Genomic DNA, 26,835 nt, shown 5'->3' on the forward strand with positions numbered 1-26,835 from the left:
AGCACCCCGAAGGGTGCTTTTTAACAGCTTTATGCCGATTCTAATGTTATGCATCCGGTGTCGATTTGTTGTTAACAAACAACGTCAATTTCAAACCGGGCACTAATTTATTCGCTTTGCTGATTACCGAATTCCATCGCATCACATCGTCGGTGTTTACACCGTGACGCTTGGCAATACTGGCAAAGGAATCACCTTTACGAACCTGATAGGTGATGCTGTTGCTGTTTGTATTGCTTGCCAGTTGCAGGGTTTGCCCAACTTTTAAGGTGCTCTTGGCACGTAAGTTGTTCCAACTCTGCAAATCGCTGGTCTTGATATTCAACCGCTTGGCAATCGTAGATAAGGTATCGCCGGGGCGAACTTTATACTGCGAACTTGATGCTGACTTTGCGCTGTTCTGAGCCAACTTAGTTGGTTGAACGGCGGCAATATCTGTATCTGCCAATGAATCTTTAAGCTGCTCAGCATGGGCTTTCGGCAACATAATATAACGAGGACCATGACCATCCGGTGCCGTTACATTGCGCTTATACCCAGAATTAAAGGATTTCAACTTAGTTAGTGACATCCCCGCCATCTCAGCCGCCTGAGTTAGCTGTATCTGCTGACCAACATCAACACGTGCCAATGCACGGTCTTTGTCGGGTTCAGGTAAAGTTATACCGTACTTTTTGCTGTTCTTGATTAAATCACCCAAGGCCAGCATTTTTGGAACATAAACTGACGTTTCACGAGGAAGCGACAATGCCCAAAAATTCGTCGGTTTACCCTTTGCCTTATTAGCTTTCACCGCCTGCATGACTCTGCCTTCACCACTGTTATACGCAGCGACTGTTAACAACCAGTCACCGTTAAACATTTTGTTCAGGCGCTCCATCATATCAAGCGCTGCTTTGGTAGAAGCAACCACATCTCTGCGGCCGTCATACCATTGGTTCTGTTTCAAGCCATAATTTCGACCAGTACTTGGCACTATCTGCCACAGCCCTGCGGCGTTGGCGGATGATGTCGCGTGTGGGTCAAAAGCGCTCTCCACTATGGGTAGCAGTACCAATTCCATCGGCATCTTACGTTTCTTAATCTGCTCGACTATCAGGTACATGTACGGCTCTGCCCGTAATGTTACATCGTGGAGATAGCTCTTATTTTTTAAGTACTTCTGTTTTTGTTCACGGATCCGGGAATTTTCCGGAACCTTCATCTTCAGCTCGTCGCTAATGAAGTTCCACAAATCTTGCTGCGCGAGGCCACTTTCACTATCAAGCCATCGCGCGGAACCCACTCGGGCGTTATTTGTGTACTCTCCTGCTTCACTCTCTTGACCTGCCGAAGACAAACTCTGTGCATGCTGTACAGGAGCCTGTACGCCCACCTTGGACGACTGGCACCCAACAAGCAAGACTGAGGCGAGAAATATCGCTTTGGTCTTCATGTGTGTGTCAATGTAGTTGCTTAAAAGACGAGCAATCATACTTTGCTTCGACAAAAAACACAACTAAAAGCTCAGAAGTGGTCCTTCTGGGCGCGTAATTCGGAAAAAACTGAGACAAGTGAGTCTGGTGGTGACATTACGCCTATTTTTCTTTGTAAATCAATGTCATTGCAACGTAAAAAAACATTAATTTTACGTTCGATTTGCAATTTTACTGGCAGGCTAGGTAGGTTTTTTGCCCGTAATTGCATGATTTGTAGTTGATATGTTGCAATGTCTTGGTCTGCGGGCAGAATAAAACGGGCAAACTTAAGATTTGCGAGAGTGTATTCATGCGCGCTGCAAATTAAGGTTTCGTCGGGGAGTTGCGCGAGCTGTTGAATAGATGAGTACATTTGGGCTGGCGTGCCTTCAAATAGCCTACCGCAACCGGCAGAAAAAAGAGTGTCGCCACAGAAAAGATAAGGTTTACTGTAGTATGCGATGTGCCCGAGCGTATGACCGGGAACCGCAATAATTTGGTAGTTTTGGCCATCAATAGTCAGGCTATCACCCCCTTTAACAATTATTGTGGCCCCTTTATTGGCTGTTTCCTGCGGTCCATAGACAGGGATTTCGGGATAATGGCGGCGTAAATCAGCGACACCACCGACATGATCGTTGTGGTGATGTGTCAATAATATCGCTTGTGGAAGATAGTGGCCTTGATTCAGCATCGCCAGCACTGGGGCGGCTTCACCAGGGTCAACGATAACGCAATGTTTTTGTGCGTCCGCTAATAGCCAAATGTAATTGTCTTGAAATGCCGGAATGCTGATAAGATTCATTGGATACCTCTAATCGCTTGAAAGAAGATGATAAAACATGAAGCCAGCGCAGACACGCCAAAAGATCGATGCGCCCGCATCCTGGGCTGAGTTACCTTGGGGAGAGTATTATCGCGCAGCGATTGAGCAGCAATTACAGCCTTGGTGGCCTAAATTCTTTGGTTTCCATTTAGTAAAAATAGGCCATTTAAGCGCAGAGATCGCCAGTGATAAATGTGCGATATCTCACCAGGTCAATGTGGGAGAAACGGGCAAGAATATGCAGGTGCTCGCCAGCCCATATCAGTTACCTTTTGCTGAAAAATCAGTGGATGCCTGTCTGTTATCTCACACTTTAGCCTACGCTTCTGATCCGCACCGCATGTTACGTGAGGTGGATCGCGTGCTGATTGACGACGGTTGGCTAGTTATCAGTAACTTTAATCCACTAAGCCTTTTAGGGGCAGGGAAGTTAGTGCCGTTATTGCGCCAGCGACAGCCTTACATTAGCCGAATGTTTACTCAGATGCGTTTGCTAGATTGGCTGAGTTTACTGAATTATGAAGTTTTGTATGTATCACGTTTTCATGTTTTACCATGGCACAAAGAAGGTGGCCGTTTTATCAGTACCCATTTGCCAGCGTTGGGTTGTGTAAGCTTAATTGTGGCCCGTAAGCGCACCATCCCATTGACGTTCAATCCGATGAAGTTTGGTGCGCGTAAGCCGTGGTTTAGTCGGGCGGTCGGTGCAACGAAAAGCTATCGCGACCAACCCTAAGCCGGCCACAACGTCAAAGGTGAAGGGTTAATCAGGATTATAACCGCTATCTTCTAACGTCGGTGAGTTCGCTCCTTGGCGGGCCAATTCATCGCAACGTTCATTTTCTGGATGACCCGCGTGGCCTTTTACCCACTCCCATTGCACTGTATGGGTTTGGATAGCCAGATCTAGACGCTGCCATAAATCAACATTGCGTACTGGTTTGCGGTCAGCTGTTTTCCAGCCGCGCTTTTTCCAATTGTGAATCCATTGGGTGATACCTTGACGGACATATTGGCTATCAGTGCTGAGTGTCACTTCACAAGGCGAAGTTAAAGCCTCTAGCGCGACAATGGCCGCCATCAATTCCATACGATTATTGGTCGTCAGGAAATAGCCTGCACTAAAGGTTTTTTCATGTTGTTTGTAACGCAAAATTGCGCCATAACCACCGGGGCCCGGATTGCCAAGGCAAGATCCGTCGGTGAAAATTTCTACCTGTTTGGTCATCTCTGGTAGACTCTTCCTATCGGTTTAAACGTTAAGTCTGACATAAACGAGCGCTATGAGCACTGGCAATATGCAAGTTACACCGACCAGACAGATTGTTCTGGATACTGAAACCACCGGTATGAATAAACTGGGCGTTCATTATGAAGGTCACAGAATTATTGAGATCGGTGCGGTTGAAGTGATTAACCGCCGCCTGACAGGCAGAAATTTTCATGTGTATGTGAAACCCGATCGTCTGGTTGATCCAGAGGCTTATGGTGTTCACGGTATCAGTGATGAATTTTTGGCTGACAAACCCACGTTTGCTGAGATTGCTCCAGAGTTTCTGGAGTTTATCCGTGGTGCTGAGTTAGTCATCCATAATGCAGCGTTCGATATCGGCTTTATGGATTACGAGTTTCGTATGTTGCAGCAGGATATTCCAAAAACGGAAACCTTCTGTACCATCACCGATAGCTTATTATTAGCGCGTCGTCTGTTCCCCGGTAAGCGCAACAACCTTGACGCCCTGTGTGACCGTTATCAGATAGATAATACCAAGCGAACATTGCACGGCGCGTTACTCGATGCCGAAATTCTGGCTGAAGTGTATCTGGCGATGACCGGCGGTCAGACATCCCTTTCATTCTCAATGGAAGGTGATCAGTCCCAGAATGATTCTTCAGAAGATATTCAGCGCATTACCCGCCCAGCGTCTGGATTAAAAATAATTTATGCGGCTGAAGACGAATTGGCAGCTCATGAGTCACGTTTGGATTTGGTGATGAAAAAAGGCGGCAGTTGTCTGTGGCGGATGCCGCTGGAGCCAGAAGAGGGCGCAAACGCAGAATAAAACGACATCCAGACGAAAAACTGTCCAAATGACTTATTTTGCTGGAAAAAGTGTTGACGAGTATATGTTCCGTACGTAATATTCGTCTCGTTCTTAACCGGAACAACAGCGTGGTGCGGTAGTTCAGTCGGTTAGAATACCGGCCTGTCACGCCGGGGGTCGCGGGTTCGAGTCCCGTCCGCACCGCCAACATTTAGAAGCCCTGAGTTATCACTAACTCAGGGCTTCGTTGTTTTTACGCTTAGTCTTTGACGCCACAGCGGTGTTAACTGCACTCGCGAACCCGAACCACTTACTGATCTAAGTGATTCGGGACGAATTGATTTACTGCGCGGCCTTAGTATTTCCTGCCTCAGCGGCGGTTTTCACCCAGCCATCAAAGGTCGCCTGATGAGCCTGAATCCAACCATTTACATGGCGTTCAATATCGGCATCTGAAGACTCACCGGCATGCATACGCATATTCTGAGCATTCACATCATTAATGGATAGTTTCATGATGGAGAACAGTTTCGCGGCGGCAGGGTTGGCTTCAGCCCATTTTTTGTTCGCCACGATATGCATCACGCTAGGTGGGAAACCGTAATTCGCGCCGTTGGAAAGCTGGGTGTCGATAGTCTTATCTGGCAAGGAGGAGAACGGCACCTGTAACCACACCACATCACGCCCCGGTACTAATACATCACTGACCCAATACGGCGTCCAAGTGTAGTACAGAATAGGTTTACCTTCTTTGTAACGAGTGATGGTATCGGCAATCATCGCGGCATAGTTACCCTGATTGTGGGTTACCGTATCACTTAAGCCATAAGCTTGAATTTGGTGATTGAGCGGTGCTTCACAGCCCCAGCCTGGATTACAACCGGTGAGGTCAGCCTTGCCATCATTATTTGCATCAAACAACTTGGCGATTTTCGGATCTTTTAACTGCTCAATATTGGTGATGTGATATTGATCGGCGGTTTTTTTGTCTATCAAATAACCCTGTGCCAAACCTTCAATGAAGTTACCCTGACGGTAGAATTTAGCATCGCCACCGGCAGCAGCGTATTGATCGTTATGCAATGGTTCCCAGTTTACCGCCAGAAAAGTGGCATCACCGGCGGCAATGGAAGAATAGGCGACGTTGTAGTCAACCTCTTTGGTCGGCTGGACATCGTAACCGAGTTTTTCTAGTGCTTTATTGACCAGTGAGGTCTGGAAGGTTTCTTCCGAAATAGTGCTTTGCAGAGGTTGGACTGTGATGCCTTTACCCGGTAACTCTGCTGCGGATAATTGAGTGCTGATCAGTGTGGTGAGGGCTAAGGCCCAAACTGTTGTCGTGCGCATAATTTTCCTCTTTATTAAGCTATTTTACTTGCCATTTTGAACCAGAGCAGTGCTCATCATCCTCACGTACGGTGTGTATGTTGCGGTGATTGCGTGCTGTTCCAGTCCAAACTGCCGGCGACAATGACGCTTATTCTCTTAGTTATTCGTTTCTGGGCTTTATGTTGAACACAGCTCATTCAAATAACTAATAAAGCTAATCTTTAAGGAGAGAAGAGTGATGGGGGGAGTGGCGTGAGCCACCTGAGTGCCCCACGCTGTGCTAGGCCCGAGTCTCTCGGTCTTCTTTCCAACTTTGTCAGTAAACTCAATTAATTGAGCTTACTTATCGTGACGGAGTATTGTGGCGAAATGGTTTGGTGAGCAGCCCAACAGGGCCAGTGGCATACCAGCGACCGACACCTTTACTGCGACGATCGCGGCCTAATGATTGTGTCAGGCGGTCAAGGATAATGGCTAAAATCACGATACCTACCCCACCGACGGCCGCAAGCCCCATATCGAGCCGACCAATGCCACGCAGTACCATCTGGCCTAAACCCCCTACGGCAATCATTGAGGCGATAACCACCATGGACAGCGCCAACATCAGGGTTTGGTTCACACCCGCCATGATGGTGGGCATTGCCAGAGGTAATTGCACTTTGAACAACATCTGGCGTGGATTGGCGCCAAAGGATTCAGCGGCTTCAATAAGGTCTTCTGGTACCTGTTTAATGCCCAAAATGGTCAGACGGACAATTGGCGGCAGTGCAAAGATAATGGTCACCACGACACCTGGAACATTACCGATCCCGAATAGCATGACGATAGGCACCAGATAGACGAACGCTGGCGTGGTCTGCATTGCATCCAGTAGGGGGCGTATAATACGCGCGGCATTATTACTGCGTGCTAACCATATTCCGAGCGGTAGTCCGATAAGAATACAGAAGAACAGCGAGGTCAGAACTAACGCCAGTGTCACCATAGCCTGCGACCATGCGCCAATCGCGCCGATAGCAATCAATGATACCAGTGTTGCAACCCCCATTCCTAAGGTAGAGAACTGCCAAGCGATGAGGGCAAAAACTAAAATTGCCACGGGTGCTGGCATACCCAGCAACAAATGCTGAAAACCGCTGAGAATAAAATCGACGGGCACACGAATGCCTTGGAACAGTGGGCGGAAATGCAACACCACCCAATCAATGCCATGAGTGACCCATGAATCCAGCGGTAACCAAGTGGTATGGAAAGGGTCCATCAGACTGAAATGTTCGGGAGCAGCAGCAGGGGCGCTGTTCAACCAGTCGGTATTGGCAACTTGGCTCTGAGCGGCCTGAGCGGCAACCTCATGGCCGGCGTTTCCTGCGGCATGGCTACCCTCGGCCATGCTGGCTCCCCAAGGGTCAGCAGCGGCAGATAAGCTCTGAGAGGCTGTATCGGTAGTTGCAGGGGCTGCGGACGCCGCAGTATCCGTTGCCCACGGGTTACTGACAGTTTGGTTGTCAACCTGAATTTGATCACTCATTTGGCGTCTCCTTATCTAGGGCCTGCAACAGCATGCCTTTGGAAATAATACCGATATAACTGTTGTCTTCACCGATTACCGGAACCGCGCACGGTGCCTGTGCAACCAGTGAAATCAGCTCACTCAGGGGCATATCTGCCGGAACCGGTGCTGGATCGGCCAGCAAGGCACTATCCAGTGATTGATTCTCAGCCAATGCTTTTTTCAGTGAATCTATCGATACCACACCAATAAATTTCTGCCCGCGTTCCAGTACATAGCCGTAATCGCGGTCTTCATCCTGAAGCAGTTTTAACGCCGAACGAGGGCCGAAACCCGGAGTTTTACGAATTAAGGATACTGGGCGACGGCGCGCAATATCTTTGGCACTAAAGACATGACTGATATCGACACCACGGAAGAAGGTGCGAACATAGTCATTTGCGGGGTTATTTAGTATTTCATCCGGGGTGCCGACTTGTACTACTTCGCCACCCTGCATAATGGCGATACGATCGCCAATACGCATTGCTTCATCGAGATCATGAGAGATAAAGACAATGGTGCGTTGATGTTTGGCTTGCAACTTAACCAATTCATCTTGCATCTCGGTTCGGATTAAGGGGTCGAGTGCTGAAAATGCCTCATCCATCAATAAGATATCAGGGTTGTTTGCCATGGCACGAGCTAGGCCAACACGTTGGCGCATCCCACCGGAAAGCTCATCGGGGTAAGAGTGTGCGTAGCTCTCCAAACTCACTTGACGCAATGCTTCCAGTGCTTTTTCATGACGTTCCTGTTGCGGGACGCCAGCCAACTCCATGCCGAATGCGGTATTGTCGAGCACATTCAGATGGGGCATGAGTGCAAAGGATTGGAAAACCATGCTGATTTTGTTGCGGCGTACAGTACGCAAGGCGCTGTCAGAGATCTTGGCAATATCTTCGCCATCAATCAGCACTTCACCACGGGTGGGTTCTATCAGACGATTGAGAAGGCGTACCAGGGTGGATTTACCCGAACCGGATAACCCCATGATGACGAATATCTCGCCTTCTTCAATGGCCAGATTGGCATCTTTAACGCCAACGGACAAACCGGTTTTGGTAAATATCTGCTCTTTATTTTTACCTGATTCAAGTAGTTTAAAAGCGCGTTCGGGATGCTCACCAAATATCTTATATAAGTTTTTTACTTCGAGTTTAATTGCCATGCAGCTGGTGTATTCCTCTGTCAATTTTAATTTATGTTTATTCGATCGATGTTATCCTGATGAAAAAATAGAGCGCCATATACCCTAACACAGTGAGAATCTGAGACAACCCTCAATATTCATATAATGAAAACTTCAATAGTCATCATCTCAATATATATCTTTTTAAATCGTTAATTTACTTACGTTAATATTGTGGTTTTTTTATCGTTGATGTATTGCCAATATTGATGGTGTGAGCGGTGTCTAATTATTGCGTTAATGGTGTAAATATTGCACATATATCTTTAATTCATTCTCTACATTATTATGGATAATATCCTTCAAATGTTTTCGCGTAATGAATAGCCAAATCAAACACCTCCAACAGCCCTAATATCAGCATTAAAAAACCGGGTGTAGATACGCTGAATCCCCTATATGCTCTAGCCTGTGGCCAAATGAGTCGCCAGATAATCATGACTCATTTTCGTGCTAAACCGAGCGAGGAAAATCACAAAAAAGGGCATGGATTTGTAGGGTGTTTTCGGTGCGTTGCGGGTAAGAAATGACGGAAAAAAAATAGGCAACCTTCTGTAGCTGCCTATTGGTGCGGTATACCCCTTTTTAAGGTGATAAAAAAGGCGGGGTGAAAAAGTATGTGGGAGCTTAAAAGTCCCAGTCTTCATCTTCAGTATTGACGGCTTTGCCAATCACATAAGATGAGCCTGAACCAGAGAAGAAATCGTGATTTTCATCCGCATTTGGTGATAATGCGGCCAAAATCGCTGGGCTGACCGTAGCCTGACTGGCTGGGAACAACGCTTCATAACCTAAATTCATTAAGGCTTTATTGGCATTGTAATGAAGAAATTTTTTGACATCCTCTGTCCAACCGACCTTATCATAAAGGTCTTCTGTATAGCGCACTTCATTATCATATAAGTCTTGTAACAAATCGAAAGCAAAATTCTTTATTTTCTGACGACGGGTATTATCGACTTTCTCTAGCCTTTTTTGGAACTTGTAACCAATGTAATATCCATGTACTGCTTCATCGCGGATAATAAGACGAATAAGGTCAGCAGTATTAGTTAATTTGGCCCGGCTTGACCAATACATGGGTAAATAGAATCCAGAATAGAAAAGAAATGATTCCAAGAATACACTGGCAATTTTTTTCTTCAGCGGATCGTCATTATGATAATGCTGAAGGATAATATCAGCTTTCTTTTGCAGTGGGCCATTCTCCTCACTCCAGCGATAAGCATCATCGACATCAGATGTCATGCAAAGTGTAGAAAAAATGGAACTATAAGAGCGAGCATGAACCGCTTCCATAAAGCTGATATTCGAGAATACAGCCTCCTCATGGGGGGTCGTAGCATCTTTAATCAGCGCGGGTGCACCCAAGGTATTTTGAATAGTATCCAGCAAGGTTAGCCCCGTGAAAACCCGAATCGTCAGTTGCTGTTCATCGGGGGTTAAGGTAGCCCAAGAGGGAATGTCATTTGATAGGGGGACTTTTTCTGGTAACCAAAAGTTAGATGTTAAACGGTTCCATACTTCTAAGTCTTTATCATCTTCAATTTTATTCCAATTGATGGCACTGACTGTTTTTGTTGGTTTTACTGTGTTCATAGAGAATACTTCCTTATTCATCCGATTCTGTTTATTCAGTACTGCGCATTACAGTGAGCAGGAAACACAACCTTCAACTTCCGTGCCTTCGAGCGCCATTTGACGCAGTCGGATGTAATAAATAGTTTTAATCCCTTTTTTCCAGGCATATATCTGCGCTTTATTTATATCGCGTGTCGTGGCGGTATCACGGAAGAATAGCGTCAGTGATAAACCTTGATCGACGTGTTGGGTTGCCTCGGCATAGGTATCAATGATCTTCTCAGGACCAATCTGATAAGCATCTTGATAATATTCAAGATTATCGTTGGTCATATAAGGGGCGGGATAATACACACGACCAATCTTGCCTTCTTTGCGGATCTCAATCGGTGAGACAATAGGGTGGATACTTGATGTCGAATGGTTGATATAGGAAATAGATCCGGTGGGGGGGACGGCCTGTAAATTCTGATTATAAATGCCATGCTCCATCACTGAGTCGCGCAGTTCGGCCCAATCTTGCTGATGCGGAATAGTAATGCCGGCCTCAGCAAACAGTGCTAGTACCTTGGTGGTTTTCGGCTGCCAGCACTGTTCAATATACTTAGTGAAATAGCGACCGGAGGCATAATCTGACTCGTCGAAGCCTTTAAAATAGCTGCCCCGTTCTATTGCCAATAGGTTGGATGCACGGATAGCGTGATACACCACGGTATAAAAATAGATATTTGTGAAATCCAGAGCTTCTTCTGAACCGTAAAAAATACGTTCACGCGCCAGATAGCCGTGCAGATTCATCTGCCCGAGACCAATGGCATGAGATTCCTGATTACCTTTTTCAATGGAGGGAACAGAACGAATATGACTCATGTCTGAGACTGCAGTTAGTCCACGAATGGCCGTTTCAATTGATTTACCAAAATCAGGTGAATCCATAGTACGGGCAATATTCATTGAACCAAGGTTACAAGAGATATCCTTACCAATATGGCGATAGCTGAGGTCATCGTTATATTCAGTTGGTGAATTAACCTGCAAAATTTCTGAGCACAGGTTACTCATATTGATCCGGCCTTTAATTGGGTTGGCGCGATTGATCGTATCTTCAAACATCATATAGGGATAGCCAGATTCGAACTGAATTTCTGCCAAAATCTGAAAGAACTCACGTGCTTTGATTTTGCTTTTACGTATGCGCTTGTCATCAACCATCTCGCGGTATTTCTCGCTGATACTGATTTCTGACATTGGCGCGCCGTAAACCTGTTCCACGTCATACGGGGAAAACAGGTACATATCTTCATTATTCTTCGCTAATTCAAAGGTAATATCTGGGATCACAACCCCGAGCGACAAGGTTTTAATACGCACTTTTTCATCGGCATTTTCCCGTTTGGTATCGAGAAAACGCAAAATATCCGGGTGATGGGCATGGAGATATACCGCCCCTGCGCCCTGACGTGCGCCTAACTGGTTAGCGTATGAAAAGGCGTCTTCCAGCATTTTCATGATGGGAATGACCCCAGAAGACTGATTTTCAATGCGCTTTATGGGAGCGCCGACTTCCCGGATATTACTTAGCAGGAAAGCAACACCGCCACCTCGTTTAGAAAGTTGTAGCGCTGAGTTAATCGAGCGGCCAATCGATTCCATGTTGTCTTCCATTCGTAGCAGGAAGCAGGAAACCAGTTCCCCACGCTGTTTTTTGCCGCAGTTGAGGAAGGTCGGGGTGGCGGGTTGGAAGCGGCCAGAGATGATCTCTTCGACTAAATCTCGCGCGACTTGCGGGTGGCCGGCGGCCAGTGTCAAGGCCACCATACAGACGCGATCTTCATAGCGCTCCAGATAACGTTTGCCGTCAAAGGTTTTCAGGGTATAGCCGGTGTAGTATTTAAATGCGCCAAGGAATGTTGGAAAACGAAATTTTTTGCTATAAGCTTGCTGGAATAAGCTCTTGATAAAGCTGAAATCATACCTATCCAGCACCTCTTTCTCGTAATAACCCTCTTCAACCAGATAATCGAGTTTTTCCTGCAAATTATGGAAGAACACCGTGTTTTGATTAACGTGCTGTAAGAAATATTGCCGTGCTGCCAACCTATCTTTATCAAACTGGATACGTCCGTCAGCATCATAGAGGTTCAACATCGCATTCAGTGAGTGATAGTCAAGCTCATTGCTGGATGAATCGGTGATTTTCAGTGTTGTCGTTGCCAAAATTCAGTTACTCCCTTGCGCACATTTGCCACATCTTCTGCTGTACCCAGTAGTTCAAAGCGATACAGATAAGGAACCTGACATTTTTGGGAAATAATTTTCCCCGCCAGACAGTAGGCGTCGCCAAAATTAGTATTGCCCGCAGCAATGACACCACGGATCAGTGAACGGTTATGGGGATCGTTGAGAAATCTAATCACCTGAATGGGTACCGCTCCGACGGGGCTACCGCCGCCATAACTGGGTACAAGCAAAATGTAGGGGTGCTCAATCCGTAGTTTTTCCCGTGCACCCGCAATGGGAATTCGTATTGCCGGGAGATCCAGCTTCCCGACAAAACGATGAGTGTTCTCCGATGAACTGGAGAAATACACCAACGGATTCATTTCTTCGCCCTCATCAGGCGCTGACCGCCTGAACCAGTGCATTTATTTTGTCAGGACGGAAGCCTGACCAATGATCCTCACCGGCAATAATCACCGGAACCTGCTGATAACCAAGGGATTTAACATGATTGAATGCCTGTAAATCTTCAGTTAAATCAATAACCTGATAAGCAATGCCTTGTTTATCCAATGCACGGTAGGTGGCATTGCACTGGACACAGTCGGGTTTACTGTAAATAATAATGCTCATGATTCGCATTTACCTTTTGTCGTGAGGAAAGGCGTATTTGGCAGGTTGTTAATGTATATCGACCACCTGCCTCTGATTATCAACCACGGTTTCATTCTCGCAGGTGATAAATAAATACTATATCTAGTGTTTATTTAATTCAACCACACTATATGTAGTTATTTTCGATGATTTATGCGAGAAGCAGAGACAAGGCCGCCAGCACGGGGCTGGCAGCCGACTTTAATCATAATAAGCAGAGTAAAAATATTTTTATTGCAGGCTGACTGAGGGCAGGGGTTATTGACGTAGGCTGACGGCTAACCGGTTAAATGCATTTATGATGCTGATAGCAAAAGTTAAATCGGAAATTTCGGCATCAGAAAAATGTGCTTTTAAAGCATTAAACGTGCTATCCGGGGTCCCGCTGGTGGTGATGTGAGTCACGGCCTCAGCCCATTCCAATGCCGCACGTTCTGCTTCACTGAAGAGGTGGCTCAACCGCCAACCGGCAATCGCATCCATTTTTGCATCATCAAAACCATCCTTGCGTAAGGCTTTCCCGTGCATGTCCAGACAAAATGCACAGCCGTTAATCTGTGATACCCGCATGAAAACCAGTTCTATTAATGTTTTTGGCAACGAACTTTTATCAAGTGACATCGATGCGTCAACCAACGCTTTGTAGGTGACAGGTGAGAGTTTGGAAAAATAAAGACGTTGTTCGACCATGGTAAGCTCCAGCTAGGTTAACCATCAATTAAAGCGCTACTTTAGTGATATCATGACCTACACTATAGGGCCATAAATGACTTTTTTTAGTAGGGCATAATGAAGGCGTTTTCACATCTTCTCCAATTGGATCGTCATCATAACGAACCTGTTTATCGCCAGATTTATCAACGAATTAAAGAGGCCATTGTTCAAGGAGCATTGCGTCCAGATACGCGAGTGCCCTCTGTCAGGGCGCTGGCCAGTGAAGTGGGTGTGGCGCGAGGAACCGTGGAGAATGCTTACGCCCAGTTGATTGCCGAAGGTTTTTTACAAAGCCGGGGGCAGGGAGGGACTTATGTTTCCGCACAATTACTTAATGCGCCGCTATTACCCTTGAATATTGTAGACCAGCCTGAACAACCCATTACGGTCAACAATGCTTTATCGGCACAACGCATGATGGCGAGGCCATTCCAGTTAGGGCTTCCCGCGCTTGATGCTTTCCCCCGAGCGCAGTGGGGAAAAATAATGACCAAACAGTTGCATAACCTCACTACCGCTTCACTTGGGCACCCTCCGGCAGCTGGATTACCGGCTTTGCGTGAGTCTATTGCCCACTATTTGTTGTTATCTCGAGGATTCAGCTGCCAGCCGGAGCAGGTTTTTATTTGCGCGGGCTATCAGTCTGTGCTGGATCTGGTAGTTAATACTGTACTGGAACGTGGGGAATATGGCTGGCTGGAAGATCCTGGCTACCCTGCGACTCAGCAGTTGATCCGCGAAGCGGGGCTTATTCCGCATCCGGTGAAGGTGGATAGTGACGGTATGGATGTTGTCGCGGCTATCGATAATTGCCCTCAGGCGAACTTCGCTATCATCACACCTGCACACCAAAGCCCGCTGGGTGTTGCACTCAGTTTAGCGCGGCGTATTGCGCTGCTGGAGTGGGCGGAACAGCAGAAGTCGTGGATTATTGAGGACGATTATGACAGTGAGTTCCGTTATCAGGGGAGGCCACTGCCACCACTGAAAAGTTTGGATAGACATGGTCGAGTTCTTTATGCCGGAACATTCAGTAAAGTGATGTTTCCCGCATTAAGACTGGCCTATTTGGTTGTACCGCCTGAGTTGGTGCCTATTTTTAATCACCGTTGCCAACTACGAAGTTGCGCCTGCCCACCCTTGATACAAGCTAGTGTGGCGGAGTTTATCAATCAGGGGCATTTTTATCGTCATCTGAAACGTATGCGCCATTTGTATGCTGAGCGCCGTGAAATGCTGGTAGTGAGTTTAATGCGCCAACTGGCAGGTGTTGTAGACGTTGAACAGCAGGCTGGAGGTATTCAATTGTTGGCGTGGTTGGATGAGCGTTTTGTCGATAGCGTTGTTGCTGCGCAGGCGCAACGTCAGGGTTTGGCTATTGAAGCGTTATCGGATTGGGCGTTGGAAAAAAGGGAAAAAACACACCAGAAGAATCGTCAAAATGGTTTGCTGATGGGGTTTACCAATCTGACGTCTGTAGCAGAAACAGATCGGTTAGTGGCGAAGTTGGTCACGGTCATTACTGCTTTATCCGAGAGATAATCGAGGTAGGCCCGCAGTGAAAATGGCGCGGGCCACCGATAAGCCACAGCATAAACGCAATGGTAGACACAGCAATGAGGGGTAACTGCGGTTATCGGTAATCCGAAAGATATCAGCGGCGTGCTAGCAGTACTCCCAGCACAAGACCTATTGCTGCGCCAATACCTACACCTTGCCAAGGTTTATCATGCACATAGTTATCTGCATTGCCAGCGACGTCGCGCGCATGTTGTTTTAAGCTGGTTGAACCACTAAAACGCGCACGTGCGTCACGTAAGACTCCCTCGGCATTTTGGCGCACCTTGGTAAGTTCCTCTTTCGTCTTCTCACCGGATGAGCGCAAGACCTCGTCGAGGGTATCTGCCAGAAGGGTCACGTCCTGATCGAGATCTCTTTCCACTTTTTCTGATTTCTTGAACATTTGACGCTCCATTTTGCTTGATGAACATTAAGCATAGACCATCAAGGCACGAGTCAATTAGCTTCAGGAGGAATCTGAACTAGGGCGTCAGGATGATAGGTGGATTTGCTGCAAGGAAATGAAATCGTGCAAATAACCCTCATTGCTGCTTTGTACATTTGGTTACTCAACGAAACCAATGACTCACGGAAAGGAAAATTTCATTCCTCTATGATTCTTCCAACGGCCCCAACGGGGGCTTTGCGAAACAAACTCTGAGGATTTGAAAATGAAAAAAGTATTAGCGCTGATCGTTGCTGCAACCATGGGTCTGTCTTCTGTTGCTTTCGCTGCTGAAACTACTGCGGCTGCAGCAACAACACCAGCTGCAACCAGCACTACTGCCGCTCCAACTGCAGAGAAAGCAGCGCCAGCAAAAGCCACTCATCATAAAAAACACAAAGCAACTAAACAAACGACTGAACAAAAAGCACAAGCTGCCAAAAAACACGAGAAAAAAGCCCCAGCACAAAAAGCACAGGCTGCTAAAAAACACGTGAAAAAAGCGCCAGCACAAAAAGCACAAGCGGCTAAAAAACATCATAAAGCCGCTAAGAAATCCGCAACAGCACCAGCAGCATAATCATGCCGAAAGGCGAACCATTGCGGTTCGCACAGCTAGCCAATCATAGACACCCGGTAAATACCGGGTGTCTTTTTTTGTAGGCTAATCATCTTCAGCCAGAAAGTATATTGGCGTATTAATGCGGTGTAGACTATTCCGAAATAGTTGCTTTGAGCCAATAAATACGTGGTTTCCCTTATTTATTACGGTAAGGTCGCTCAATTGGAGTTAAAAAGAGGGGAAATAAATGTATTTACGGCCAGATGAAGTGGCTAGAGTCTTGGAGAATGCCGGCTTTGAGCGAGATTATACGGTTGATCAGGCATACGGGTATCGGAAAGCAGAGCACTACGTTTATGTGAATCGTGAAGCCCGCATGGGGAGGACTGCATTAATTATCCACCCGGCACAAAAAGATAAAAGTTTATTGTTTGCTACACCGACGGCAACACTGCGTATTAGTGATAAGTATGTTGAGTTTCCGCTTTATTTGGCGGGTGAAGCTGAAGATCGCTACGGTATTGCTCACGGTTTTAGTTCAAGAGAAATGTTATTGCGCTACCTGAACAGCATGTTCCAGTAAATTATCCCTGCCGCAATGAATTTCATCCGCCGTAGTGTCACCTTTAATGCAATACGGCGTCCGCTTCCTGATTAAAATGCAGATTATAATTGCGCCTAAATTGTGCCAATTCAAAGGCATCTATATCCAGCTCTGCAAAATAGAACAAGGCAGCTTCAGTGTGTTCAGTGGTTAACATCGGGGATATGTGTGAGCGAATGAGCGTATTTCGCCATTGTATGATGTTTTCGTCGGAAGAATCTTTGATAAAAGTTTGATAGATAAAGACCAAATATGCCGCTTTTCTGACATCTTCAGCGTAGCCATTGCTGGTGGAGCGAATAAACATTTGTGTTTGACGCGGCCCCATCTCTTGCAACATTGATTCAATATAAATGGGTTTTATCTTCAGCAAATTAGCCAGTGTATCCACGGCTTTGCGGGTATCTGACGTCAATACACGATAGCCCACAATAAAAACCACGATCAAAACAGCAATAATTATCCACGTCATGTAATGTTTTTTTGCGCCATAAAAGGTGAAATTGACAACGTAAAATTATCTGGCTGTTAAATCGCTGGTCTCGATAAAATCAACCCAATACTTACTGATTATCGCCACTAAAATTATCACTTTTGTTTTGCTGATTATCCAAATGGTGATTAAAAGCGGCAGCATCTTTCGCTAAAGCATCAAGATGCGCACCCAGCATTTTGATCTGCCTAACCAGCGAATGTTGCTCTGGCAAGGTATTTGCCGTGTTGAGTTTTCTCAGTAGCATATCATTTTGGGCTCGTAATGCTGTTTCCCGCGCTTTTGACTGCTCCAACTCATGTTGCAGTGCAGTATAACTTGCCTGCCATGTTTGGTGCTGTTTCTCAAAAGTAGACTGCAACTCACTCATTGCATTAAGAAACTTTACTTCAAGTTCACGCATTGTCATTACTGTTCCTTTACGACGGCTTCCGATTTTCAGTGGCAGTATAGCGAAATATGAGCATAACCTCACCTGCAAGAGTTTGTCATTCAATGACAATACAACGTGCCATTGAACGACGTCTTATCGTTGGTTTTATCATAATTTATACGTAATTTGTTTCCATCATTCATTAATACATGAAATAAATAAGCCTTGCTATTAATAGCTCAGCATGCGTTAATAGCATCATCGGTTTGTAGTACAGACCTATTTATGTAAGCCATTTAAGTAAAGCAGTTCCTAGTTAAAGCGATATTTTTTAGACATCACTTCTCCGACGAATTTCCTTCTTTAGTGCCCCCATAAGTAACTCTTGATAAACAGACCTCAATTACCACAAAATAATGAAGGAAATACCTCTATGTCTACTAAAATGACTGGTTTAGTAAAATGGTTTGATGCGGGTAAAGGTTTTGGTTTTATTTCTCCTGCTGACGGCAGCAAAGATGTTTTCGTACATTTCTCTGCCATCCAGGGTAATGACTACAAAACGCTTGATGAAGGCCAGAACGTTGAGTTCAGCATTGAGCAAGGCCAGAAAGGCCCTTCAGCAGTAAACGTAGTTGCACTGTAATTAATACTGCCGCAATTAATGTTTCACTGTGATTAAATCTGATTTCGGTTAGATTTTATGTTGGTTATAGTCATTAAAATAACCCGCAATCAGAAAACCTCGCTAAGGCGGGGTTTTTTATTTTCAAAAACCTCATGTATATTTTCTTTTGTATAGAATATCTGCTGCTAATTATATTTGAATTGCCGCCGATATACTGCCGGTGTAATACCCACAATTTGGTTAAATGCATTTCTAAATCCTTCTACCGTCTGAAACCCACAATATTCGGCTATCTCTGTAATATTCATCTGATCTCTTTCCAGCAATTCCTTTGCTTTATACATTCTTTCATGTTGCAGCCATATTTTGGGCGTTTGGCCGGTGCTGGCAGAAAAACGGCGCAGAAACGTTCTTTCACTGAGCGCCAGTTCAGCCGCCATTAGGCTAATGGTCCAGTTTTTTCTCAGATCCCCCCGAACTTGAGCCATTAGCTTTGCCATATCCCGATAAGGTTCTTTGGCGATGGGGGTCGGGATGAATTGTTGTTGCCCACCACGACGAAGCGGTGCCATTACTAACCTTTGAGCCACTTGATTGGCTATTTTGGCACCAAAATCACGGGTAATCAGATGTAAGCAGGCATCAATCCCAGCACTGCTGCCCGCTGAGGTAATGATTTGCCCCTCATCGATATACAATACATTGGCATCGACATGAATGTCGGGGTAGCGCCGTGCCAGATAATCGGTATAACGCCAATGCGTAGTGGCACTTTTGCCTTGTAATAACCCCGCAGCCGCCAAGACAAAAACTCCGGAGCAGATAGAAACAATGCGCGTACCGCGTGCGACAGCTTGCTGCAATGCATGGATAAGTTCCTGCGAGGGTAGGGCATCGGGGCTGCGCCAGCCCGGGATGATGATGGTTTTTGCCTGTTCCAGCAGATTGATACCAGCATCAACTTGAATGTGCAGGCTACCATTGGCGGTCGAAATACTCTGATCTACGCCAACCACTTGGTGTTGATACCAAGGGAAATCAAACTCAGGGCGAGCTAGACCAAATATTTCCTGCGCAATACCAAACTCAAAGAGGCACAAACCATCATAAACCAGAGTGACAACCAGCCCTGGCTCTTGCTTTATGGCAAAGTTAGGAATTTTAGTGGCTGAATGATGCATTGGCGTATCTCAGTGGTTTATTGTCATTTCTGCCACTGTAATCGGCTAATACTATTTCATAAAGTGATGCTTCATAATATTTAATGGAGAAATCATATGAACAGTTTAGTCAGCCAAACCCCTGCAGCCCCTACTGAGCTAGCTTTGCAGCACTTTTCTCAGCGTTTGGCATTTGAAACGGATTGCTCGGACGTTTATACCAGCCAGCAGCTGGGGGTAATGGATTTTGTTTTAGTCGATGTACGTAATGAGGCTGCATTTGCGGCAGTACATGTACCGGGAGCCGTTAATATCCCTCATCGATTAATGGATGCAGCTCTACTTTCTCGCTATCCGGCAAAGACGTTATTTGTTGTTTACTGCGCAGGGCCGCATTGCAACGGTGTCCACCGTGCAGCAATAAACCTAAGCCAACATGGTTTTGCGGTGAAAGAGATGATAGGTGGGGTGACTGGTTGGCGCGACGAGGGACTGCCGTTGAATTATGCTAAAAATAGTCCTGACGGTAACGCCAATGATACGGTGAGTTGCGGTTGCCATATTTGAGCCTTTTCACCACGGACATAACAAGATTGCTTCCCAAGTGTTGATGATGACTCACGATAATTTTTAGCGCTCATTATGAATTAGCTGGTAGAGTATTGGCGGCTTCTATCATTACAGGAATTCTGTATGCGTTCTGTTTATCTGTGGGTCATTGTGCTGGCTGTCTGTATCACTGCGATTGTATCTCAGCTCAGTTTCTTTTTCATTGAACCTCAGTCGGCTGCTGATGGGGGGAAAGTGTTAGTGCTTAAGCGTACCCCTAAAATGGGTTTCATCGACAGCCCTCGTGGTTACTGTCAGCGCGAGTATCCGACTGAGGATGACTTTCGCTGCGAACCTCGTATTCTTCCTCAGATAATGGAAAGTACTTATACCCTTTATGAGTTGCCATTTAGCCCTTATTTTTACGATATGACGTATAAAACTTATCATTGAGTTAATAGTATCAATGATGAGCACTCCTATAGCACCGTGGCATACTAAGATTTTAATATTGGACTATTGTTAAATAGCTTCATAAATTTAATATTTAAAATATAAAGGAGTTGGCTGTGAATTGGATGGAGGTCTTAGTCTCTGGGGGAATTGCGGCTGTTTTAGGGGGGATCACAGCCTCATTACGTAACAGAAAGAAATTGGGTAAAATTGGTGCTGTTTTATGGGTTATTATTCCTATTATCATCGGGAATGTTATTTATTACCAATATAATAATCCTAACGGGTTCCGCAACAATGACCGCACCCAAATAGAGCAATCATTAGAGAGTTTCCCTGTCTTTCAAACACTCAAGCAACAAGAGCCAGCCCTTTATACTCAGTTGATCGATAATTTTATTAAATCGAGCAACGCAGGCCATTCTGAACAACAATTGATTGATGAAATGAAACAGTCTGTCGCTGAGTTAACTGTACAGAGAATTCAACGAGCGTCTGATGAAAATGTTATCGATTATATGAAAATCATCTTGGAAGAGTTACGTTATTATCAGGCCAATCATCGCAGTGAAAAACTTTGCTTTAAAGCATTGTATCCGCAAGTCAGTGGGGGGGTAAACACCACGAAAATTTTACCTAAAGAGTTGCAAGAGCGTGATCTTGACTCAGTTAATCGTCTGTTTCAAGCTTCTACAGGTGAGTTGATAACGCCGCAGAATCAAGAATATGAAAGCAAACTGGATAACATCGTACAGCAAATGCAGCAACAATATGGTGATGATTTGCAGATGTTCACTAATCTGACTAGCCCGAATGTAGATCGTGAAAAAGTTTGTGATATGGCGATTGATATGTATAGCGAGATATTGAAATTGCCACCAAATGATGCCGGGGCTATTTTACGTTCAATGTTGGGTGGTGAATAAAAAATAGCCTATTCCTGTTCGGTCATTAAAAATAATCCTATAGGCAGGAATGTCTACTGAATCACTCTCTTCTCCTTCTTATTATGATAAGTTTCAGTTAGCGATATTAATCTCTGGTTGGAACTTATCTTATTATTCTCTGTATGCTCTGGTTATTCGGATTAAAGAATAGCGATACAAGATTTAATAGTGAACGTGCTATTTTGATAAGTTACGTGAATAATGAGCTGACTAACTTATAGGTGATATCTCTCGATAACTAAGTACCAATAGGCTATTCATTGTGAATGAATAACCTGATAGGGCTTATGGCGAACATTTTAATTTAACTTTTTTGTCATATTTATAGATGTAGATCAATTTTATTTATTATCTATTTTATTTCTTGCTTGGTTTTTTTTGATTTCCCTCATCTAAAACTGACATTTGTCATATAAATGCTTTAAAACTCTGATAATCAGATGGAAAATTAGTCTTTAATGCTAAAGAACATGCACATTACCTACATTAATGTTTAGTGCTACGCTTAATTGCTTGTTGAATCTTTTTCTGACTGGCAATGATCTATATTCGCTAGCTAATTTATCAAAGGATGATTCATGTCTAAACGTTTATGGCTTCGAAATACCTTACTAACAGCCACCTTATTGAGTGCTTTTTCTGTTCCTGTCAGTGCTGCGACGCACACATTGCAACTGGCTATCGGTGATGAACCGACCGAAGGTTTTGACCCCATGTTAGGGTGGAGTCATGGTAGTTATTTACTGCTGCACAGCCCGCTGTTGAAACAAAATGAAGATCTAAGCTGGAACAACTTTTTGTTGAGTCAGTATAAAACCAGCGACGATGGCAAAACCTGGTTACTGACACTGAAACCTGACCTTAAATTCTCTGACGGTTCGCCACTGACCGCCAAAGATGTGGTGTTTACCTATAACAATGCGGCTGCCAGCGGCGGCAAAGTTGATATGGGCAACTTCCTCAAAGCTGAAGAAATCGATCCCCTTAATATTCGCATTCAACTGAAAGCCCCACAAAGTACGTTTGTGAACGTACTCGGTTCGCTGGGGATTGTTTCGGCGGATAAATACGATGCTAAGACTTATGCACAAAAACCTATTGGTGCTGGCCCCTATCGCTTAGTGAGCTTCCAACCGGGTCAACAAATGATAGTGGAAGCCAACCCGTATTATGCAGGCAATAAAAACGACTTTGATAAGCTCATTTTTGTTTTTCTTGATGAAGATAGCGCCTTTGCTGCTGCACAAAGTGGGCAGCTAGGCGTGGTTCGTATCCCACCATCGATGGCGGTAGGCCCGGTCAGTAATATGAAACTATGGGTCAGACCGAGTGTGGAAAACCGTGGCATTGTTTTCCCGACCACACCGGCGGGTAAGAAAGATGCGCAAGGTAATCCAATTGGCAATGATGTCACCGCCGATGTTGCTATCCGTCGCGCGATTAATTATGCCATTAACCGCCAACTACTCGCCGACCAAATTATGGAAAGCCATGCTATCCCAGCCTATACCGGTGTACAGGGGTTGCCATGGAATAACCCAGACTCCGCCATCAAAGATGGTGATGTCGAAAAAGCCAAGGAGATATTGGAGCAGGCAGGCTGGAAAGTGAGCAGCAATGGCATCAGAGAGAAGAATGGTGTGCCTGCCAAAATCACACTTTGGTATACCAGCGGTGACACCACCCGGCGTGATTTAGCACAAGCGATGCGCCAGATGTTGAAGCCTATTGGTATTGACGTCGATTTGAAATCTGGGAGTTGGGAAACCGTCGAGCGCAATATGCACGCCAACCCGACACTGTTTGGCTGGGGCAGCCTTGACCCGATGGAGTTGTATCACCACTACAGCAGCAAGGCGGCTGGCGTTGAATACTATAACCCTGGCTACTATCAGAATCCTGTGGTTGATAAACATCTACAACAAGCGTTGGATGCCCCGACTTGGGAACAAGCCGTGCCATTCTGGCAGCAGGTGGATTGGGATGGCACCACTGGGGCGGGTATTCGTGGCGATGCGGCATGGGCATGGTTATTGAATGTTCAGCATACTTATCTGGCCAACAGTTGTGTTGATTTGGGTAAGGGAGCACCAGAGATCCACGGTTCCTGGTCGTTGCTAAACAGCCTCGATAGCTGGAAATGGACCTGTCAGTAATGAAGGGGGTTTCACTATTTGCTCTGCGTTTAGCCTGCCTGCTGCTGATCACTGCAGTAGGCACTTTTACGCTACTGAGTTTCTCCCCAGTTGACCCAATACGTGCCTATATCGGCAGTGAATTGCTCCATGTACCACCGGAGCAGTATCCGCTGATTGCTGCACGTTGGGGGCTGGATTTACCTTTATGGCAGCGTTTTCTGCATTGGTTTACCCAAGTCTTACAAGGCGACTTTGGCTATTCAATGCTATACAACGCACCGGTTTCACAGGTGATAGGCGAGCGTTTTGCGACCTCGTTCGCTTTGTTATTTTCGGCATGGTTATTCTCCGGCATTGTCGGATTATTGCTGGGATTGACGGCGGGGCGTTACCTTAATCGCTGGCCAGACCGAGTGATCTCAAGTCTGTCTTATTTGCTGGCATCATTGCCCACGTTCTGGATTGGTTTATTGCTGCTGTCATTATTTGCAGTGAAATTGAACTGGGCTCCGATTTGCTGTGCGTGGACACCAGGGAGTAACGCTGAGACCGCCAGTTGGAGCGACAAGCTGCACCATCTTATTTTGCCGATGCTTGCATTAGGCTTATTGGGCGTCGGTAATATTGCTTTGCATACTCGTGCCAAAGTCGCCGAGGTGATGAACAGTGAGTTTATTCGTTATGCACAAGCACAGGGTGACAAAGGTTGGTCGTTGGTCAACTTCCATATTTTACGCCATGCCATTACTCCTGCGCTGTGCTTACAATTTGCCTCTGTTGGCGAATTATTAGGTGGTTCCTTACTGGCCGAAAAAGTCTTTGCTTACCCCGGCTTGGGGCAAGCCACCATTGATGCCGGATTACACGGTGATATTCCGTTGTTGATGGGGATTGTGATGTTCTGCGCCATCTTGGTCTTTTGCGGTAATAGCATTGCCAATGCACTGCTACACCGCCTCAATCGGGGGGCTGCACGGCAATTATGACTTATAACCCAAACCGGGCTTTGTTCCGTCTTTTCGTTTCACTGGCACTATTGTCCATTTTAATCGTTTATGGGTGGGCCATATATTCTATTGAAATCCCAATGGATTTAATGGCGCGTCGCCAGCCACCGTCATTGTCATATTGGTTTGGTACTGACAGTTTAGGGCGTGATTTGTGGTTGCGCTGTTTTCAGGGCATGACCACCAGTTTACAAATTGGTTTGATTGCCGCTTTTGCCAGTGGCCTGTTGGCCATGCTGACGGCCAGCTTATGTGCAGTTAATAAAACACTGGATTATCTCATCCGAGGGCTTATCGACAGTATGTTGGCGTTACCGCACTTACTGCTGTTGGTATTGATTTGCTTTACATTAGGTGGGGGAAAACACGGTGTTATTCTGGCGGTGGCGTTAACTCATTGGCCAAAGTTGGCTTTGATTTTACGTGCTGAGATTTTACGTATTCGCGAGACAGATTATGTCATGTTGTCTCATCGGCTAGGTAATAGTAATTTTTACCGTTGGCGTCATCATCTGCTACCGTTATTACTGCCACAATGGATTGTTGGCACGCTATTAATGTTTCCCCATGCGGTGTTACACAGCGCGGCACTCAGTTTTTTGGGGTTTGGTTTGTCGCCTCATGAACCGTCACTGGGGATATTATTGGCCGATGCGTTACGCTATCTGAGCAGTGGCGCATGGTGGCTGGCCTTTTTCCCCGGTCTGATTTTGGTCAGTTTGGTACTGATATTTGACCAGTTTGCCCGATCGTTGCAACAACTCTGGGTGAGGATAGCCTGATGTTGAAATTTTCAAGGTTTGCCATTGATGTTGCCCATTATCGTTGGTTGGGGCGAAAAACGTGGCACCCTTTATTGAGCAATATTTCTCTGGAGGTGAATCCGGGGGAACTGGTCGCGCTAGTGGGTGGCAGTGGTGAAGGTAAAAGTTTGTTATTGCAAAGTGCGTTGGGTTTATTGCCGGAGAACATGCGCTGTCACGGCGAGATTATTCTTGATGGGGACGTCTTGTGTGCCCAAGACAAAATTGAGCGGCGTGGTAAAGCCTTATGTTATGTTCCTCAAGGCGTCAGTGCACTGAATCCCTTGATTAAAGTCGGGTCGCAAATGACGCGGGCGGCACAGTTGAGTGGCGTAAAACTGCGGCTGGAAGATGTCGCGATGCAATTGCAAACCTACAATCTTGCACCGGGTTTGGTGCATGATTTCCCGCGTCAACTCTCTGGTGGTATGGCAAAACGGGTGCTCACGAGTTGCGCTACCCTCACCAATGCTCGCTATATTTTGGCTGACGAAGTCACCTCATGGTTGGACGACGAACATGCCTGCCAGTTACTCACCCACTTGCGCGCTTTTTGCCAGCAGGGCCGCGGTATTTTATGGGTGACGCATGATCTGGCACTGGCGGCACGTTTTGCCGATAAAATTGCGGTGCTGCATAAAGGCGAATTACACGAAACACTGAGCGCCGATGAGCTGAAAAATAACGGCGGTAGCCCGTGGTTACAATCATTGTGGGCAGCATTGCCGGAACAACAATTTGTCAGCCAGCCGAGGCCTTTAACGGAGGTGGCGGAATATGTTTAGTGTTGACAGCCTAACGATTGTTCAGGGGGGGAAACGGCTGTGGGATTCGGTCTCATTTTCACTGACCCCAGGGGAGCGGCTAGGTATTTCAGCCCCCAGTGGTTTTGGTAAAACCACGTTGGGCCGTGTATTAGCGCAGTGGCAATCGGCGACATCGGGTCAAATTCGGGTCGGAGGGGCTTTGCTGGATAAAAAGGGGTATTGCCCTGTCCAACTGGTACCTCAGCACCCTGAACAAAGTTTTAATCCCTACCGAACAACCGGTGAAAGCCTACATGATGCCTGGCGACCAGATGCGCACTGGCTTGAGCGTATGGTGGTTAATCCTGATTGGTTAAAACGCCGGCCTGATGAACTTTCTGGCGGAGAGTTAGCCCGTATTGCGCTGTTACGTGCACTGGACCCGCGAACTCGCTATTTGATTGCCGATGAAGTAACCGCACAATTGGATGCACATATTCAGGCCCAAGTCTGGCAGGTTTTATTGGAGGAGGCTGCTCGTCGTCCATTAGGGTTAATTGTTTTTAGTCACAATAAATCATTATTAGAAAAAGTGTGCTCGCGAATATGGATCCCCGAAAGGGAGAGTAAAAATACGCTGTACCCGCGACCCCAAGTTAAGCCTCACCTTGGTTTGGCTATGATAAAAACAGGGTGATTTGGATGAGGATTAATAGGTGTAACATTAAGTATTAATGATGAAATAATAATGTTTCGTGATAGTGACAGTTAGAAGATAATTGTTTTGTATTATGCGC

29 protein-coding genes and 1 tRNA gene are annotated in these 26,835 nt (G+C 45.9%); 15 read left to right on the forward strand and 15 right to left on the reverse strand.

All coding sequences use genetic code 11. The features are described from left to right. Positions 1 to 46: 46 nt before the first annotated feature. Together mltD and gloB are read right to left on the reverse strand one after the other, a co-directional pair. Positions 47 to 1,435 carry a murein transglycosylase D gene (gene mltD / locus ACIOG0_RS04925; RefSeq protein WP_080991528.1) on the reverse strand — a complete coding sequence of 463 codons (1,389 nt, stop codon included), beginning with the start codon at positions 1,433 to 1,435 and terminating at the stop codon, positions 47 to 49. Positions 1,436 to 1,506: 71 nt separating this feature from the next. Continuing rightward, positions 1,507 to 2,262, reverse strand: a complete 756-nt coding sequence (gloB, locus tag ACIOG0_RS04930; RefSeq protein ID WP_050100913.1) for a hydroxyacylglutathione hydrolase — start codon at positions 2,260 to 2,262, stop codon at positions 1,507 to 1,509. Between the two features lie 37 nt (positions 2,263 to 2,299). Between gloB and ACIOG0_RS04935 the strand changes: the two genes are divergently transcribed. After that, positions 2,300 to 3,019: a class I SAM-dependent methyltransferase gene (locus ACIOG0_RS04935; protein WP_050100912.1), complete on the forward strand. Its 720-nt coding sequence runs from the start codon at positions 2,300 to 2,302 to the stop codon at positions 3,017 to 3,019. Between the two features lie 27 nt (positions 3,020 to 3,046). Here ACIOG0_RS04935 and rnhA read toward each other — a convergent pair whose 3' ends face one another. Further along, the gene (gene rnhA, locus ACIOG0_RS04940; protein WP_050100911.1) at positions 3,047 to 3,511 is read right to left on the reverse strand and encodes a ribonuclease HI; all 465 of its coding nucleotides are present in this window, start codon (positions 3,509 to 3,511) and stop codon (positions 3,047 to 3,049) included. A gap of 70 nt (positions 3,512 to 3,581) precedes the next feature. Between rnhA and dnaQ the strand changes: the two genes are divergently transcribed. After that, positions 3,582 to 4,346 (forward strand): DNA polymerase III subunit epsilon, encoded by a 765-nt coding sequence (dnaQ, locus tag ACIOG0_RS04945; RefSeq protein ID WP_050100910.1) that lies wholly within the window; start codon positions 3,582 to 3,584, stop codon positions 4,344 to 4,346. Positions 4,347 to 4,458: 112 nt separating this feature from the next. Continuing rightward, positions 4,459 to 4,535 (forward strand) — tRNA-Asp (locus tag ACIOG0_RS04950). A gap of 135 nt (positions 4,536 to 4,670) precedes the next feature. On the opposite strand, the gene proX is transcribed toward ACIOG0_RS04950, so the two are convergent. The 8 genes from proX to ACIOG0_RS04990 form a co-directional block, all read right to left on the reverse strand. Continuing rightward, complete coding sequence (gene proX, locus ACIOG0_RS04955) at positions 4,671 to 5,675, reverse strand: glycine betaine/L-proline ABC transporter substrate-binding protein ProX (RefSeq protein ID WP_050100909.1); 1,005 nt, start codon at positions 5,673 to 5,675, stop codon at positions 4,671 to 4,673. A gap of 325 nt (positions 5,676 to 6,000) precedes the next feature. Further along, positions 6,001 to 7,188 carry a glycine betaine/L-proline ABC transporter permease ProW gene (gene proW, locus ACIOG0_RS04960; protein WP_128451368.1) on the reverse strand — a complete coding sequence of 396 codons (1,188 nt, stop codon included), beginning with the start codon at positions 7,186 to 7,188 and terminating at the stop codon, positions 6,001 to 6,003. Further along, positions 7,181 to 8,380: a glycine betaine/L-proline ABC transporter ATP-binding protein ProV gene (gene proV / locus ACIOG0_RS04965; RefSeq protein WP_050100907.1), complete on the reverse strand. Its 1,200-nt coding sequence runs from the start codon at positions 8,378 to 8,380 to the stop codon at positions 7,181 to 7,183. The genes proW and proV overlap by 8 nt, the downstream gene beginning before the upstream one ends. Positions 8,381 to 9,028: 648 nt before the next feature. Further along, positions 9,029 to 10,000 carry a class 1b ribonucleoside-diphosphate reductase subunit beta gene (gene nrdF / locus ACIOG0_RS04970; protein ID WP_128451403.1) on the reverse strand — a complete coding sequence of 324 codons (972 nt, stop codon included), beginning with the start codon at positions 9,998 to 10,000 and terminating at the stop codon, positions 9,029 to 9,031. Between the two features lie 48 nt (positions 10,001 to 10,048). Then, on the reverse strand, positions 10,049 to 12,199 hold the full coding sequence (nrdE, locus tag ACIOG0_RS04975; RefSeq protein WP_050100905.1) for a class 1b ribonucleoside-diphosphate reductase subunit alpha: 2,151 nt from the start codon (positions 12,197 to 12,199) through the stop codon (positions 10,049 to 10,051). Next, on the reverse strand, positions 12,181 to 12,585 hold the full coding sequence (nrdI, locus tag ACIOG0_RS04980; protein ID WP_050100904.1) for a class Ib ribonucleoside-diphosphate reductase assembly flavoprotein NrdI: 405 nt from the start codon (positions 12,583 to 12,585) through the stop codon (positions 12,181 to 12,183). Before nrdI ends, nrdE begins: the two co-directional genes overlap by 19 nt. A 13-nt stretch (positions 12,586 to 12,598) precedes the next feature. Beyond that, positions 12,599 to 12,835, reverse strand: a complete 237-nt coding sequence (gene nrdH, locus ACIOG0_RS04985; protein ID WP_050100903.1) for a glutaredoxin-like protein NrdH — start codon at positions 12,833 to 12,835, stop codon at positions 12,599 to 12,601. Between the two features lie 279 nt (positions 12,836 to 13,114). Beyond that, on the reverse strand, positions 13,115 to 13,546 hold the full coding sequence (locus ACIOG0_RS04990; RefSeq protein ID WP_050100902.1) for a carboxymuconolactone decarboxylase family protein: 432 nt from the start codon (positions 13,544 to 13,546) through the stop codon (positions 13,115 to 13,117). A gap of 96 nt (positions 13,547 to 13,642) precedes the next feature. On the opposite strand from ACIOG0_RS04990, the gene ACIOG0_RS04995 reads away from it, so the two are divergent. After that, entirely contained in the window at positions 13,643 to 15,112 is a 1,470-nt protein-coding gene (locus ACIOG0_RS04995; protein WP_050100901.1) for a PLP-dependent aminotransferase family protein, read from the forward strand. Between the two features lie 112 nt (positions 15,113 to 15,224). Here the strand turns inward: ACIOG0_RS04995 and ACIOG0_RS05000 are convergent, their stop codons facing one another. Then, entirely contained in the window at positions 15,225 to 15,533 is a 309-nt protein-coding gene (locus ACIOG0_RS05000; RefSeq protein WP_050100900.1) for a YqjD family protein, read from the reverse strand. A gap of 268 nt (positions 15,534 to 15,801) precedes the next feature. Between ACIOG0_RS05000 and asr the strand changes: the two genes are divergently transcribed. After that, the gene (gene asr, locus ACIOG0_RS05005; protein ID WP_050100899.1) at positions 15,802 to 16,155 is read left to right on the forward strand and encodes an acid resistance repetitive basic protein Asr; all 354 of its coding nucleotides are present in this window, start codon (positions 15,802 to 15,804) and stop codon (positions 16,153 to 16,155) included. A 229-nt stretch (positions 16,156 to 16,384) separates the two neighbouring features. Next, positions 16,385 to 16,720 carry a DUF2002 family protein gene (locus tag ACIOG0_RS05010; RefSeq protein WP_050100898.1) on the forward strand — a complete coding sequence of 112 codons (336 nt, stop codon included), beginning with the start codon at positions 16,385 to 16,387 and terminating at the stop codon, positions 16,718 to 16,720. Between the two features lie 43 nt (positions 16,721 to 16,763). Here ACIOG0_RS05010 and ACIOG0_RS05015 read toward each other — a convergent pair whose 3' ends face one another. Together ACIOG0_RS05015 and ACIOG0_RS05020 are read right to left on the reverse strand one after the other, a co-directional pair. Further along, positions 16,764 to 17,213, reverse strand: a complete 450-nt coding sequence (locus tag ACIOG0_RS05015; RefSeq protein ID WP_050100897.1) for a DUF1198 domain-containing protein — start codon at positions 17,211 to 17,213, stop codon at positions 16,764 to 16,766. A gap of 91 nt (positions 17,214 to 17,304) precedes the next feature. After that, positions 17,305 to 17,643, reverse strand: a complete 339-nt coding sequence (locus tag ACIOG0_RS05020) for an MbeD/MobD family mobilization/exclusion protein (protein ID WP_050100896.1) — start codon at positions 17,641 to 17,643, stop codon at positions 17,305 to 17,307. Positions 17,644 to 18,040: 397 nt separating this feature from the next. Here ACIOG0_RS05020 and cspA point away from each other — a divergent pair, with 397 nt between their 5' ends. Beyond that, entirely contained in the window at positions 18,041 to 18,253 is a 213-nt protein-coding gene (gene cspA, locus ACIOG0_RS05025; RefSeq protein WP_042547968.1) for an RNA chaperone/antiterminator CspA, read from the forward strand. Between the two features lie 167 nt (positions 18,254 to 18,420). Here the strand turns inward: cspA and ftrA are convergent, their stop codons facing one another. Then, a complete protein-coding gene (ftrA, locus tag ACIOG0_RS05030; RefSeq protein ID WP_050100895.1) occupies positions 18,421 to 19,416 on the reverse strand; it encodes a transcriptional regulator FtrA in 996 nt (331 codons plus the stop codon). A 96-nt stretch (positions 19,417 to 19,512) separates the two neighbouring features. Here ftrA and ACIOG0_RS05035 point away from each other — a divergent pair, with 96 nt between their 5' ends. From ACIOG0_RS05035 to ACIOG0_RS05070, 8 genes are all read left to right on the forward strand, one after another. Continuing rightward, positions 19,513 to 19,962 carry a rhodanese-like domain-containing protein gene (locus tag ACIOG0_RS05035; protein WP_050100894.1) on the forward strand — a complete coding sequence of 150 codons (450 nt, stop codon included), beginning with the start codon at positions 19,513 to 19,515 and terminating at the stop codon, positions 19,960 to 19,962. 126 nt (positions 19,963 to 20,088) lie between these two features. Further along, complete coding sequence (locus ACIOG0_RS05040; RefSeq protein WP_128451369.1) at positions 20,089 to 20,397, forward strand: DNA-directed RNA polymerase subunit beta; 309 nt, start codon at positions 20,089 to 20,091, stop codon at positions 20,395 to 20,397. A 116-nt stretch (positions 20,398 to 20,513) separates the two neighbouring features. Next, positions 20,514 to 21,323, forward strand: coding sequence for a hypothetical protein (locus ACIOG0_RS05045; protein WP_050141225.1), 810 nt, complete (start codon positions 20,514 to 20,516; stop codon positions 21,321 to 21,323). Positions 21,324 to 21,922: 599 nt separating this feature from the next. Then, positions 21,923 to 23,500, forward strand: a complete 1,578-nt coding sequence (locus tag ACIOG0_RS05050) for an ABC transporter substrate-binding protein (RefSeq protein WP_128451370.1) — start codon at positions 21,923 to 21,925, stop codon at positions 23,498 to 23,500. After that, on the forward strand, positions 23,500 to 24,468 hold the full coding sequence (locus ACIOG0_RS05055; RefSeq protein WP_072086698.1) for an ABC transporter permease: 969 nt from the start codon (positions 23,500 to 23,502) through the stop codon (positions 24,466 to 24,468). Before ACIOG0_RS05050 ends, ACIOG0_RS05055 begins: the two co-directional genes overlap by 1 nt. Then, a complete protein-coding gene (locus ACIOG0_RS05060) occupies positions 24,465 to 25,271 on the forward strand; it encodes an ABC transporter permease (RefSeq protein ID WP_050100889.1) in 807 nt (268 codons plus the stop codon). The genes ACIOG0_RS05055 and ACIOG0_RS05060 overlap by 4 nt, the downstream gene beginning before the upstream one ends. Then, on the forward strand, positions 25,271 to 26,077 hold the full coding sequence (locus ACIOG0_RS05065) for an ATP-binding cassette domain-containing protein (RefSeq protein WP_050100888.1): 807 nt from the start codon (positions 25,271 to 25,273) through the stop codon (positions 26,075 to 26,077). Before ACIOG0_RS05060 ends, ACIOG0_RS05065 begins: the two co-directional genes overlap by 1 nt. After that, complete coding sequence (locus tag ACIOG0_RS05070; RefSeq protein ID WP_050100887.1) at positions 26,070 to 26,735, forward strand: ATP-binding cassette domain-containing protein; 666 nt, start codon at positions 26,070 to 26,072, stop codon at positions 26,733 to 26,735. The genes ACIOG0_RS05065 and ACIOG0_RS05070 overlap by 8 nt, the downstream gene beginning before the upstream one ends. Positions 26,736 to 26,835 lie beyond the last annotated feature (100 nt).

Source organism: Yersinia vastinensis, assembly GCF_044905075.1.
GTDB classification, from domain to species: domain Bacteria; phylum Pseudomonadota; class Gammaproteobacteria; order Enterobacterales; family Enterobacteriaceae; genus Yersinia; species Yersinia vastinensis.